Consider the following 13371-nt stretch of genomic DNA (forward strand, 5'->3'; position numbering starts at 1 on the left):
AACATGCCGTACAAAACGGACAAGAAGGAGGAAGCCGTGGAGCTGCTCAAGCTGAGGACCAACCTGCAGGATTCGTTCGGGGATGACGTGCCCGTCTCCGTATATACTGTAGGAACGGAGCATCAAAGCTCGATTTCGCGGCTGAAGGGATTTTCCGCGAACCAGCTGTTTGTGACGTTTTCGGGAACCGGGCTGTTCCGGACGCTCGATCGGGATAAGGACATTTCGGACACCGTCGGTCCGAATACGCTGCTGTACATCCCGGCGGGCTTGCCGCATCAATATTGGCCGCAGGGCGAGGCGCCGTGGAGCGTCGGCTACGTGACGTTCGTCGAGAACCGGCCCGGCTTTCTCGCCGGCTGGGGGTTCGGCGACTCGCCGATCCGGCTGCCGCTTGCGCGAACGGACCGGCTGCACGAGCTGCTCGGCCGGATATGGCGGCGGTCCGGCCCCGACGACTTCGACCCGTGGGGCAGCACCGAGCTGCTGCTGGCGTTCTGCGTCGAAGCGAAAAAGCAGGCCGCCCTCGGCCGCACGGCGGCGACCGACGAAGCGCCGTTCCGGACGGTCCGCTATCGCGACTCCGCCGTCGACAGCGCCGTCCGCTTCCTGCACGACCATCTGCAGCGCGACTTGACGATGACCGAGCTTGCCGCGCACGTCGGCTATTCGCCGAAGCAGCTGAGCCGGCTGTTCGTCCGCTCGCTCGGCTCGACGCCGCTGCAGTATTGGCAGCGGCTCCGCCTGCATACCGCCGCCCTGCTGCTCGCGGAGCAGCCGGGCATGACCGTCCGGCAAGCCGCCGCCCATATCGGCATGGAGCCGGTGTACTTCACCCGGCTGTTCCGTCGAACGTACGGGGTCGTTCCGTCCGCGTACAAAGCGCGGGACCGGGAAGGTTCGCCCTATTGACGCACCGATGCGCGCCCTAGGCGCTCCCCGGGTTCGTCCGCCTTCCGCCCGGCCGCCCTCCGTTCCGCTTCCGCCAAGCGAGAAACGCCCAATACAAAATCGGGACGAGCTGGACGGTGTAGGCAAACGCCGCCCACGACGATTCGAACGCGTGCTGAAGCTCGGCCGAATTCGACGCCAAATGGAGCGACATGCCGACCGCGAGCGCTCCGATCGACAGCGAGAGGGGACGATGGTCTCGCAGACGGAGCAGCCGGGAGGCGATAAGGAGAACGACGTACAGCAGCAGGCTCATTTTGACGAAAAGGGCGGTCGTCCAGATGGCGACCATCAACGGGTCCAAATTTTCCAGAAAGTCGCCGAGCCGGATGTAGCGCACCAGCTCCAGCGCCGGATACGTAAAGTGGGACGTGACGTCCGAGCCGAACAGCAGCATGCAGAGGACGAATTTGATCGCAAGCGCGACGGCGCCGCAGCCGAGCGACCAGGCGAGCGTGCGCGCGGTTTTGTCCGCCTCCCGGAGCTGCGGCAGAAGGAAGAAGACGATGAACGTTTCCCCGAACCACGGCGTCGTCTTGACGATTCCCTTCGTCATGCCGGAAGCGTCCCAATGCGTGGCCAGCGCGACGATCCGGTCGTATTCGAGCTCTCTCGCCACGAGAGGCGGCAGCAGCAGAACCGAAGCGGCGGTTATGAAAAAAAAGCCGGAGCCGCATCGGGCGATCGCCTCGAGACCCGAACGCGCGGCGATCGAGATGGTCGCGCCGAACAGCAGGCTGATCACCCACTCCGGCGTATTCGGCAAGTAGAAATGGACCATGAAATCGTCGTATTCCCTTAAGTTATAGGCAACCAGATGGAGACAAAACAAACCGCACAGCAGCGAGTACGCGCCATGCACCCAACGGCCCAGTCTTCCGCCCGCGTCATCCGCGGGCAGCCGACGGGCCGCCGCGGCCGCCGCCGTTCCGATCGCCCAGCCGCCGGCCGCGCTCGCGAATAAAACGGCCCAGCCTTGATAGGACGCGACGCCGGTCAGCGGTCCGATCAAAAAGCCCGTGGCGGACGAGTAATGGAACAATATGAACATGAGCCCGAGCTGAAGCTGCGTAATTCGCTGCACGGCCATTTCCCCCTATGAAAACCAGCGTTGGATCGGACCGAATATCGCTTCGAGCGCCCGGTTCGGCGACAACCGACCGGGAAAGAAATGGGAGACGGCGTTATAGGCGAACGAAACGGCCATCATGCCCAGCACGATCCGGTACGTTCTTGCTTTCCTTCCGTTACGGCGCAGAAACGCGAGCTCGAAAACCGTAATCGCCCCGTACATCAACACGATCGCGATCATCCTTCGCCTTCCCCTCTCGCCCCGTTCTGCCGAATCATCGAATTGATTTCGCCGCCCGGATGCTTCACCCGGATGCTCGCCTTCACGTCGAATTTCATGTTTCGGTACAGGTCGGGCCAACGATCGCGCACCGCCGTCCACGTTTTCGGATACCGCCATTCGAGACGCTGCGCGAATTGAAACGAATCGACGCCCAGCTTCTGCGTCTTGTCCAGCGCCGAGCGGATGCGGCCGGCGACTTGGTCGGCCAGCGTCTTTTCGAGCTTCGCCATTTCGGCCGGGCTCGTCACGTCGATGGCGGATTCCGAGGAGACGAGGTAGGCGTCCGCCTCGATCCGGATCCGGAACGAAATCGACTCGTCCCGAAGGAGCGGCTTCGTTTTCGTTTGGGCGGATACGACGGAGAAGCTCATCGGCTTCCCGTCGGTCGGGGACGGGATCGAGATGACCGCCCGCTCCATCTCGCCCTTGATCCACATCGCTCCGCGCGTCTCCTGCTTGTCCAGCGTACCCGCGACGCGCGAGTCCGAGAATAGAACGGCTCCGTCGGTTCCGGCCCATGGAGATGCCTGGCCCTTCTCGCTCAACATCTTCTTCTCGCCGATCGTGAGCATGCTCGCGACGGTCGCCCCCCCGAAGCTTTGCGCCTCGTAAAAATCTTTCAGCGTGGCGCGCAGGGCGACGCGGCGTTGCGAATATTCGCGCAGCACCTCCGCCGGAAACCGCTCGAACACCGGAGTCAAGCCGCTCGTATCCCGCGCTTTGCCGCGTGCGACCAAGACGTACGTCTTCGTATGGAACGCCGGGAGTCTCGCCAAAAATTCGAGCACGGGTCCGACTCCCCGTTTGGCGGTTTCCCAGCCGATGACCAAGACGCGGGTATGGCCCCACGCGATTTCCCGGGACATGTCGGACCGGATGCTTTGGTACGCCATCGGAATCGTTTTTCCCGACTTCGTCACGATTGTGTACGGATTGCCCTCGCCGCCCCCGCCGCTTTGCGTTCCTTTCCCGAGACGGTTGGGAAGCGGAAAGCCGAGCGACAGCTCGTAGTCGCCGTTCTCGCCCGAATCCAGGTAAATGGCGGTGACGAAGGCGCGGTCGTTCAGCTCGATGCGGTTCCAGCAGCCGGTCGAGAGCAGCAGCGGCACGACGGCCATGACCAGGACAACGACGTGTTTACGCATTCAATCCTCCGTCGGATCGGATTCCGTCCGTTTCCGGACGCTCATCCGTTGTCGATTCGCGTTGCCGTACAGGACGGGACGCTTCTTCATGAGCCACCAAGGGGCGCGCACGAGCACGTCCTTGAAATCGCCGAACCGGAGCGGTGCGGTCGGGGTCAAGTACGGCGTACCGAACGAACGCAGCGTCACGAGGTGCAGATAGATGAGGAAAATGCCGATCATGATGCCGAACAAGCCGAAGCTGCCGGCCAACACCATGATCGGGAAGCGGAGCAAGCGAAACGTCAGCCCGAGATCGAAGTGCGGGATGATGAACGAAGCGATACCCGTTATCGAGACGACGATCAGCATCGGGGACGATACGATGCCCGCCTCGATCGCCGCCTGGCCGAGGACGAGCGCTCCGATGATCGACACCGTCTGCCCGATCGGCTTCGGGATGCGAAGTCCCGCCTCGCGCAGCGCCTCGAACGTAAGCTCCATCAGAAACGCTTCCACGATGGCGGGGAACGGCACGTTTTCCCTCGCGGCGGCGACCGTCAGCAGCAAATTGGGCGGCAGCATTTCCGGATGGAACGTCGTAATGGCGACGTACAGCGAAGGCAGCAAAAACGAGACGAGCAGAAACAAGTAGCGGATCCAGCGGATCCAAGTCGCGGCCATATACCGCTGATAATAGTCTTCGGCCGACTGCAGCAGCATGTACAGCGTAACGGGTACGAGGAGCGCCATCGGGGTTCCGTCCACGACAACCGCGATCCGGCCCTCGAGCAGCGCGGCGGCCGTCGTATCGGGCCTCTCCGTATATTGCACCTGCGGGAACGGCGAGAACGGATTGTCCTCGATGAATTCTTCGACATAGCTGCTGCCGAGTACGCCGTCGATGTCGATGAGGGACATCCGCCGGCGCAGCTCGTCCACGAGCTCCTTGCGGCACAGCCCTTCGATGTAAAGGATGGCGACGTCCGTTCCCGTATAGGCGCCCAGCTCGACGGATTCCATCTTCAAATCCGGGTGCTTGATCCGCTTGCGGACGAGCGACAAGTTCGTGGCCAAATCTTCGGCGAACGCTTCCTTCGGTCCCCGGATGACGTTTTCGCTCACCGTCTCCCCGACCGGGCGCTTCTTGACCGCGCGCAGCGGCACGACGACCAGCTCGTCGTACGGCTCCGCCATGATCGCGACCGCGCCGTTCAGAACGGCGAGCAGCGTTTTTCGGCAATCGGGCGTCGTGTGCGCGGCCGGGACCGGGATCGCTTTCCGCAGCGCATCCGCCGACGCGACGCTTTCCGCCGGAAGACCGTCGGCGATCGGTCGAAGCAGCTGCTCCCGCAGCACCTTCATGTCGACGATTTCTTCGATGTAGACGATGACGCCCGAGACGGTGTCGGACAGCGCGATTTCGTGAAAATAAACGTCGGAGCAATGCGCCAGCCGATCGCGAAACCAGCCGGGCCGCTCCGGCGGCTCGACGAACGCCGGACTATCGCGGACATCGGCGCGAAAACGCGGCTTCGGGCCGACCGCTCCTCCTTGGCGAAACCACATTCGTTCCCTCTCCCCCCGACGGCAGTAGTTATAGGTTTCCATCCGGGGATCGAGTTCATTCCAGTTTTTTCTCGTAAAACGCCTAGACCGCCGGGCGCACAGCAAAAAACATCCGCGGCCGGAAACGCCCGGCTGCCGATGTTTTTAATGGACAACTCTTCTTTCATTTTGCGACGTCTAGCAGCACCTTTCCGGTGCTTTGCCGGCTTTCCACCCATTCGTGCGCCTTCGCGGCTTCCGCCAGCGGAAACCGTCCGCCGATCCGGATGCGCAGGCTGCCGTCGGCGAGCAGCGGAATGACCTTCTCCGCCGTATCCTGAAGCAGATGCGGCCGTTTGCTCCGCGTCGTGCCAAGGCTAAAGCCGAGCACCGACCGGCAGCTCGCGTGCAGGTCCTGCGTCCGGATCGTCCCCGTCGCGCCCCCGGCGCTGCCGAAATGCACGAGCCGGCCGTACGGCGCGAGGCACTCCATGCTTTTCTCCGACACTGCGCCGGATATCGAATCCAGCACGACGTTCGCGCCTTCCCCGTCCGTCAGCTCGTTCACTCTCGCGGCGAAATCTTCCCGGCCGTGCACGATGACATGGTCCGCGCCCGCCTCCTCCGCGATCGCCGCCTTCTCCTCGCTGCCGACGGTCCCGATTACCCGGCCGGCGCCCAGCAGCTTGGCGAGCTGGATCGCCGTCGTGCCGACGCCGCCCGCGGCCGCGTGGACGAGCACCGTCTCGCCCCGCTCGAGCCGGGCGACGTCCGCGAGCAGCCGGTACGCCGTGAACGACACGATCGGGCAAGCCGCCGCCATGTCGAAGTCGATCGTCTCCGGAATCGCGAACGTCAGCGTTTCGTTCGCGACCGCGTACTCCGCGTAGGAGCCGTGGGCCGGGAAGGCGATGACGCGCTGGCCGGGCTTCAGGTGCCGGACGTCGGCTCCGACGCTGGCGATGACGCCGGCGACGTCCAGTCCCGGAATGAACGGCGGCGTCCCGGCCCCCTTGCCTCCGGTTCTCGATTTGATGTCGGCGTAATTGACGCTCGTCGCCTCTACCTGTATCAAGACTTGGTCGGCTTGAATGCGCGGGATGTCGGTATCCGTGTAACGCAGCACGTCCGGTCCGCCGAATTCGGTTACGATGATCGCTTTCATTCGCTGGCACCTCCTGTTGACGATTCAAAACAAAGCCGGCTTCAACGTCCATGTCTGCAGCTTCGACATCCGGACGACGTTCGGAACGCGCAGCTCCTCGGGGAAAATGATCCAACGCGGCCCCCATAAATCGTCGTCGCCGGCATGCTTGGCCGACTCCAACGCGCCCCGCACGAGCTCGACCCGGTCCCCGTCGCCGAGTCCGTCCGCGATGATGCGGGCCATCGTACAGGTGAGATCGACCGCATGGACCCGCACCCCGCCGACCTCGAACGTCTCCGGCAGCTGAGGCGTGCCGAGCGCTTCGGGATATTCGACCGCAAGCGCCCGCTTGACGTCGTCCACCCGAATCGCTCCGGCTCCGACTTCGGCTCCCGGCGCGGCTGCGTCGGCTTCCGGCCCGTACAGCAGCTCCGGCAGCAGCTCCATTCCGAGCAAATAACGCCGGAATAACGAGTGCAGCTCGGCCGCCGAGAACGAACGCCCTCCGGCGATCCGGAAGCCGAGCGCATTCCCGATTCCGGCGGCCAGCTCCTTCACGAGGGACGGTTCGACCGGACCGGTCCCGGACCGCTCCAAGGCGAGCGCCTGCTCCGAGCCGATATATTCGACGTTCTCTTTCGACAGCGTATAGTCGATGAACCTGCCGAGCATGTCCAAGTACCGCTCCGTCTCCCCTTCGGGGCGCAGAGGGGCCGGCCGCCATTCCTCCCTCGGCGTATTGCGGCCGCGGGCGAAGTTGGCGGCGTCCCAAAAGCCGCGGCAGGCGAATTCGCAGGGGTGATAATAAATGCTGACGAAGCCGACCGGCTCCGAAGCCAGCGACGCGTACAGCTCGTCGAACTGCTCCTTCGCTTTCTCCAATCCGTCCGCGACGAGCTCCATCCGCATCGTGCCGCGCAGGTTCGTCAAGTTCAGCAGCCCGCCGTACCAGAACGGCCGTCCGTCCAGCCGGATATGGTCGTGATCGTCCAAATAGACGGGAATGCCCCAATGCTTCAAGGCCGCATACGTTTGCGGCGCCCACGCGTAGCCGGCTTGGCCGAAGCAGATCGCCGGCTTCCCGGCGATTCGCCGCAAATCGGCGAGTCCGCCCCGTTCGCGAGCCTCGTATTCGACGGCTCCGTCGCGAAAGCCGCAGCGCTCCAAATATTCGGTGCTGACAGGGTGCTCGCTGTGCATGTCGGTATGATACCCGATCTCGTGGCCGGACATCTCCGCCCAAATATCGGTTCGCCCGTCCCGTTCCAGCCTCCGCGCCTTTTCGCCCACGATTTTGAATATTCCTTTTACGTTGCGCCGGTTCAGCATGCGCAGCAGGGCGAGCAGCGATTCCTGCGCCTGCGGCGTGATATAATCCTCGACGTCGAACCATAGCATCACTTTGACGTTGGCCAACCCGTTCACCGCCTTCCAAGGCATTACGATAAGCATACCTCATGTTTCGGGGATATGGAAATAGTCTTCGCAGCGCATGCCGGGAATATCGTCCGTACGCCCGTCCGCGCCGAAGAAACAAGTATCGCGGCAGCTACGAAAAAAAGCGGCATGACGAACGATTCATCGTGCCGCAGTACGTTTTTCAATGCCCAGGATCGCTCTCTCCCGGCCAGCTCCACCGCTCCAAATCGTCGCTCCAGGCGATTCCGATGCAGGCGTGCGTGTCGAAGATCACGTCTTCCCCTTCCGGTCCCGTACCGTGAAAGAACAACAAATAACGGCCGATCCCTTCCACATCCCAGCAATCGAGCAGGAAGCCCGCCGTTATTCGGCCTTTCGCCCAATCCCAGTCCCGTTGGCCCAACGTCAACAGCGTCTCCTTGGGGGTCCAGCGCATCAGGTCCGGGGAAGTCATCAGGCCGATCCCGTTCTCCGGAGAGTGAAGCATCAGGTACTGATCGTCGACCGGAACGATGCATACGTTCTCCCCGGCATTTTCATGACCGTAGTACGTCCAATGCGTCAGATCGTAAGAGTACGACAGACTGACCCCGTTCTGCTTGTAAAAGCACCACCATTTCCCCGGCTCCTCCCGGCTCTCGACCAGATAAGGGTCGATCATCCGGCCCATGTCCTCCGCCGGGACCCCGTCTCCCTTCACCCGAAGCAGCTTCGGCTCCGTCCAGCGGACGAGATCGAAGCTCTCCATGGTGAAGATCCGCGCCCGATCGTTGGCGTATTTCTCCCCGTTCGGACGCGGATAGCTTTGCAGGCACAGCACCCAACGGTCCCGGAAGCGGACGATGTTGCCCGGGCTCGAATAATTCAGGCCGGCGTCCTTCGACGTCAGCCGCTTCGGCTCGCTCCAGCCGATCAGGTCGCGGCTCTCGCTCGTCGCCGTGTACAGATACACCCGCCCGTCGGGCTCCGTTTCCACCAGCGTATAGAAGAGCCGGAATACGCCCTCGTGGTATACGGCGCACGGATCGCGGTAAGCGATCCGTTCATTTCCTTTCAGCAAGATCGGAGAAGTCAATCGTTCCAGCTTCCATCCCGGCACCTTCCATCCCCCACATCGTCGTTTTCATCGGGCGGCCTTTCCCCTTATCCATTATATGCCAATCGGACCTGGGCCCGTCAACAGAAGAAGCTCGGGTCGAGGTACATGACCGTCGGGCCTGCTCCCGCGACAAAACGACCCAAACGCCCGTCCCGCTGCGAACGATATGGGATACGAATCCGATCGAGGGGCGCGGCTTATGAAATTCGTTACGGAAACGAGATTGAACTTGCTGGAACGGCTGATCCGGTCGATTCCCGATCCGGAGGAGCGAAGCTACGCGCTTCATCTGCTGAATTCGATTCGCGACGATATCGATCGCAACTACGCGTCGATCGAAAGACCGGTCCGGCTGGGCGGCCTTCCCCGGCCGTCCGCCGACGATCGGTGAGCTTGCCCGCAGGAAACGGCCGAAAAAGCCCTTGCCGGTTCCCCGCAAACCGGTAACCGCAATCGTACGGTCATCGTTTGCGGGAGCGTCGACAAGGGCTTTTTGTTCGAAAACTCGTTCCCTGCTTACTCGGAAGGCGGACTGCGATCCGATTCACCATCGACACCGCCGGATTTTCCGGATTGATCGTGCGGCACGACGATGACGGCCGTGGCGTCGGTCCGGTTGCCGGCCCGGTCGGTTGCCGTGTACGTGACGGTGTAGACGCGGCCCTTTTCCGCCCGCAGCTCGAACGCGGTGGCGTTCGTGCCGACGGAAGCCCGGATGTCGTTTCCGGCGCTTGCCGGCTCGCTGCTGGCGACCGACGTCAAGACGACGGAGGCGACGCCGGAAGCGGAATCGCTCGCATAAACGGCGGCCTGGACGGTCACCATCTTATGATTCGCCGGCCATATCGAGGTTCGGTCCGGCTTCACGGACAGAACCGGCCCCGTTTTGTCCAACCGGATCTCGATCGTTTTCGCCGCTTCCGCGTTGCCCGCCTTGTCGACGGAACGGTACTGCACCCGATGAACGCCTTCGTCCGTCAACGTCAATGGCGCGGTATAGAGGGTCCACTCCCCGTCTTCCCCGAGCAGGTACTCCGTTCGCTCGACGCCGGACAAGGTATCGGTCGCGGTTAAGGACACCGTCGCGTCGGAGCCGTACCAGCCGTTCGTACCCGGCTTGTCGACGGCCGCCGCGGTGACGGGGGCGGATGCGTCCACCGTCAACGTCAGGCCGTCCTCCAGCGTCGTCCCCCCTGCGGTTACGGTGACGCGAACTTGGGCCGTCCCTTCTCCGATCGCGGTCGCTCTTCCGCTGGCATCGACGGTCACGACATCGGGGCGATCGCTCGCATACACAATGGAAGCTTGGCTCAAGTCCGCCGGAGACCCGTCTGACAGCCGTCCGCCGACCGACAGGACCGCCGAAGCTCCGGGAGCCAGCGTCGTCTTGTCGGCCGTCAAGTCGACCTGCGCGAGCGTCCGGTCGATTTGTACCTCCAAATTCGAGATGACCGCCTTCACCGGCGGCTTCTCTTTCCCCGCATACATCCCGATCCCCGCGAGGAAGCGATTGCCGCTGAATTCGACCGTGGTCGATCCGATGGAGAGCCAAGCCCCGTCCTTGAAGTAGTAGCCGCTAACCGTGTCGCCTTCCTTGACCAGCTTCAGCCGGAACGGTGCGGTCATGCTTTTGCCGGCGTAATCCAGCAAAAGACCGGTTGCCGATCCCCAATATTTTTGCTGGTCGGGAGGCTTCTGGGCGTCGAGGATGCTCTCCTCGTTACGGAAGACGTACCTCAAAATTTGACCGGTGCCGTCCACGCGGAAATGGACGTGCTTCGAGTCCGCCGTGTCCCGGTCCCGGATCATGAGTCCGACCGACGCCGGATCGGGAGAGCCGAACGAGTCGATCGTAGCGGTCAGCGTCACCTTCGTCTTCGGATCGGCGAGCTCGACGAGCTTGCTAAGGTAGACGAAGTCGTCCGACACGTTCCATACGTTGTCGCCCATGCCCACGAACGAATAAACGCCGTCTTTCTCGGTAACGAAGCCTTGGCCGTTCGCACCGTACGCCCGGACCGTCCACTCCGTTCCTCCCGGCTGCGGCTGCCGCGGGAAAACGGTCACCGTCTGCGTGGCCGCTTTGGTGACGCCGTCCTTCGTCGCGGTCGCCCGGATCGTCACCTGACCCGGAGCTAGCGCCGTGTACGACGCGTCCGCCCGGTTGCCGACGTCGATCCGCAGGACGGAGGCGTCGCTGGACGTAAATTCGATCTCCGCGGACGACAGATCCGCCGGTTTGCCGTTTTGCAGCGTTCCGGTCAAGTCGAACGTGCCTTGATCCTCCTCCGTGACGATGACGGAAGGCGCGCCGAGGCTCACTTCTTTCAGCAGCGACTGGCTGACGCCGGGATCGAACGGCGTAATTTCGAACAGCCCGACGTCGTCCGCGTACGAGAAGCCGGTTGCCGCATTGCTTTTGTAAATGCGCACTCTTGCGTCCGTATTGGTCGCGCCCGTCCGGAACACCACCTCGTGCCGCGTATATGTCGTATCCTTCGACGATATGTCGATCGCGGTTCCTCCGTAGTTCAGCACGCCGATCTGGATCGCTTCCCCGGGCTCGTTATACACCCAAGCGACGAATTTGTATTCGGTATCCGGCTTCAGCCCGGTTACCTTCTGTTCGACGCCGCCGCCCTTGCCGAGCCGCAGCTTCGTCTGGTAGCCTCTCTTTTCCCACTTCTCCCCGGAAACGGGCACTTGGACGAACGTGGTCGTATCCACGGACCATTTCAGCCAATCGTCCAAGCTTCCCGAGAAGCCGCTGTTCTTGACCAGATTCATGTACGGGGTGTTGATCGGACTCGGCTGCGGATCGGGGGGGTTGGCGAAATCGGGCCCCGCCGTCCAATCGGGCCCTCCGTACTCGTAAGCGCCCGCGTCCGGAGCCGCTCCGACATAATCGTCCGTTATGCCCGGAATGACGGCTCCCGTATTGATCGCCGTAGAACCCGGCGTCAGCCGGTAATCGTTCGCGGCCGGATTCGCGAATTTGACGCCGGCCTCGGACAGCGTATTGAAGCCGTTTGCCGTATCGGGCGTGAACGATACCGGGTTCGTGAAGATGTTGTTGAACACCCGCGTCCCGTACAGCTCCTTGTCATAGGGGGCCGAGCCCCAGTACCCCAAGCCGCTCCGGGGGTTGTTCACGACCGTGTTGTTGTAGATGAGCTTGTAGTTGCCGGGCGTATTAAGCTGGATGCCCACGTCGTTGTTGTAGATGAGGTTATGATGAACGACGGCGTTGGCGGTGTAATTGTCGAAGTAGAGGCCGACGCTCATATCCGTCCCCTTGCTGTCGTGAATCCAATTGTGGTGGATTTCGCTGTTGCCCATATCCGTTCCCCAGCTGTAGATCAGGGCGCCGTCGCGCGAAAGCCACATGCCGTTGGAAATGTCGTTGTACTGGATCTCCGCGCTGCCTCTCGACCAATAGATGTTGTAGCGCCCGGATTCCCGGATTTCGTTGTGGCTGATCAGGTTGGAGGAGCCGCTCGACAGCTTGACCAACGGATCGTAGGAGGCCATATAGCTGCCTTCGCGAATGAGATTGTTGACGATGCGGTTGTTGCTGCCTTCGATATTGACCAGCGTGCCGGAGGAATAGGCGACCTTGCTGTTTTTCAGCACGTTGTTGTTCCCGGCGATTTGGATGCCGTTCTTCAGCTGGTGCGGGACCGACGTCCCGGTCGTTTTGTTCGAGAAGTAGAGGTAGTCCGCCTGGATGCCGTCCAGCACGTTGTCGTTCGCGTTGTTCATCTGGATATTCGCGCCGAAGATGCGAATCCCTTCGATGCGGATATGGGATTTCTGATTCAGGTTGAAGGCGGTCAGCCGTTTCTTCATCTCGACGCCGGAAGGCACACCCCCGGCAGACGCCCACAAATACACCTTCTTAGCCGCCTCGTCCACATACCATTCATGCGGCGCATCCAATTCGCTCAAGAGACCGGTCAAGTAATAGGTAGTGCCGAGCCTCGGGTACATATAGTCGAAATTGCCGGGCATCGGCTCGTAAGTCAGCGTATGGGTGGCGCTGTCGAAGCCGGTCACCTTGCTGGACTGGCCGACATAGGCGTCGCCGCCCCGTTCCCAGATCGTCGCCCCCTTCCAGTAATCGTCCGGCTGCGTCAAGTCGGCATCCACGAGCGTCGTCGCCGATCCCCCGTCCGCTACGCCCACCGCCCGCTTCAGCTCCGGCAGGCTGTATGCGTCAATATTCGGCCAGCGCGCTTCCCACAAGGCGGTGAATGCCCCGCCTTCGCGGATGAACAGCTGGTTCTCGTGTCCGAGACTCCACGCAAGATCGGCCGTATAGATGTTCCCGTTATAAGGCGTCCAGCCGCCGATCGGTTCGGTACCGCTTACAATTACGGTCGCGCCCGGCGCCGCGCGGAACGTGATGGGCCGTCCGCTCTCTCCGCTGTTCACCGGCGTAACCGTCTCGCGATACGTTCCCGAGTCGATGACGCACGTATCGCCCGGCGCCATCGCTTGGGCGCACCGGTTGATCGTCCGGAACGGACCGGACGGCGACGTCCCCGGGTTGGCGTCGTCCCCCGACGTCGACACGTAATACGTCGCCGCCGCCGCCCGGACGACCGATGCGGGCAGCACACCGCCGACGACGGCGATGACCGCCGCCATCGCCAGACTGAAGATGGACTTCGGATTGTTCGGCAAGAAAAATAACCTCCTCGTTCATGGATTCGCGGATCGGGTCCGC

10 protein-coding genes are annotated in these 13371 nt (G+C 62.4%); 2 read left to right on the forward strand and 8 right to left on the reverse strand.

What is annotated here, in order from left to right; genetic code table 11:
• Window positions 1-3: 3 nt before the first annotated feature.
• A complete protein-coding gene (locus DLM86_RS23740; protein WP_245954859.1) occupies window positions 4-912 on the forward strand; it encodes an AraC family transcriptional regulator in 909 nt (302 codons plus the stop codon).
• Between the two features lie 16 nt (window positions 913-928).
• Here DLM86_RS23740 and DLM86_RS23745 read toward each other — a convergent pair whose 3' ends face one another.
• From DLM86_RS23745 to DLM86_RS23775, 7 genes are all read right to left on the reverse strand, one after another.
• Window positions 929-2035: a GerAB/ArcD/ProY family transporter gene (locus DLM86_RS23745; RefSeq protein WP_158289632.1), complete on the reverse strand. Its 1107-nt coding sequence runs from the start codon at window positions 2033-2035 to the stop codon at window positions 929-931.
• A 12-nt stretch (window positions 2036-2047) separates the two neighbouring features.
• Entirely contained in the window at window positions 2048-2263 is a 216-nt protein-coding gene (locus DLM86_RS23750) for a hypothetical protein (protein WP_110842552.1), read from the reverse strand.
• The gene (locus DLM86_RS23755) at window positions 2260-3450 is read right to left on the reverse strand and encodes a Ger(x)C family spore germination protein (protein ID WP_110842553.1); all 1191 of its coding nucleotides are present in this window, start codon (window positions 3448-3450) and stop codon (window positions 2260-2262) included. Before DLM86_RS23755 ends, DLM86_RS23750 begins: the two co-directional genes overlap by 4 nt.
• Entirely contained in the window at window positions 3451-4998 is a 1548-nt protein-coding gene (locus DLM86_RS23760; RefSeq protein ID WP_110842554.1) for a spore germination protein, read from the reverse strand. It abuts the gene before it with no gap.
• Window positions 4999-5161: 163 nt separating this feature from the next.
• Entirely contained in the window at window positions 5162-6142 is a 981-nt protein-coding gene (locus tag DLM86_RS23765) for a quinone oxidoreductase family protein (protein WP_110842555.1), read from the reverse strand.
• A 24-nt stretch (window positions 6143-6166) separates the two neighbouring features.
• Entirely contained in the window at window positions 6167-7540 is a 1374-nt protein-coding gene (locus tag DLM86_RS23770) for a polysaccharide deacetylase family protein (protein ID WP_146250277.1), read from the reverse strand.
• A 184-nt stretch (window positions 7541-7724) separates the two neighbouring features.
• Window positions 7725-8642, reverse strand: coding sequence for a glycoside hydrolase family protein (locus tag DLM86_RS23775; protein ID WP_146250278.1), 918 nt, complete (start codon window positions 8640-8642; stop codon window positions 7725-7727).
• A 199-nt stretch (window positions 8643-8841) separates the two neighbouring features.
• Between DLM86_RS23775 and DLM86_RS23780 the strand changes: the two genes are divergently transcribed.
• Complete coding sequence (locus tag DLM86_RS23780) at window positions 8842-9033, forward strand: hypothetical protein (RefSeq protein ID WP_110842558.1); 192 nt, start codon at window positions 8842-8844, stop codon at window positions 9031-9033.
• A gap of 125 nt (window positions 9034-9158) precedes the next feature.
• Here the strand turns inward: DLM86_RS23780 and DLM86_RS23785 are convergent, their stop codons facing one another.
• On the reverse strand, window positions 9159-13328 hold the full coding sequence (locus DLM86_RS23785; protein ID WP_110842559.1) for an OmpL47-type beta-barrel domain-containing protein: 4170 nt from the start codon (window positions 13326-13328) through the stop codon (window positions 9159-9161).
• Window positions 13329-13371 lie beyond the last annotated feature (43 nt).

Source organism: Paenibacillus flagellatus (assembly GCF_003217775.1).
GTDB lineage: Bacteria > Bacillota > Bacilli > Paenibacillales > NBRC-103111 > Paenibacillus_AB > Paenibacillus_AB flagellatus.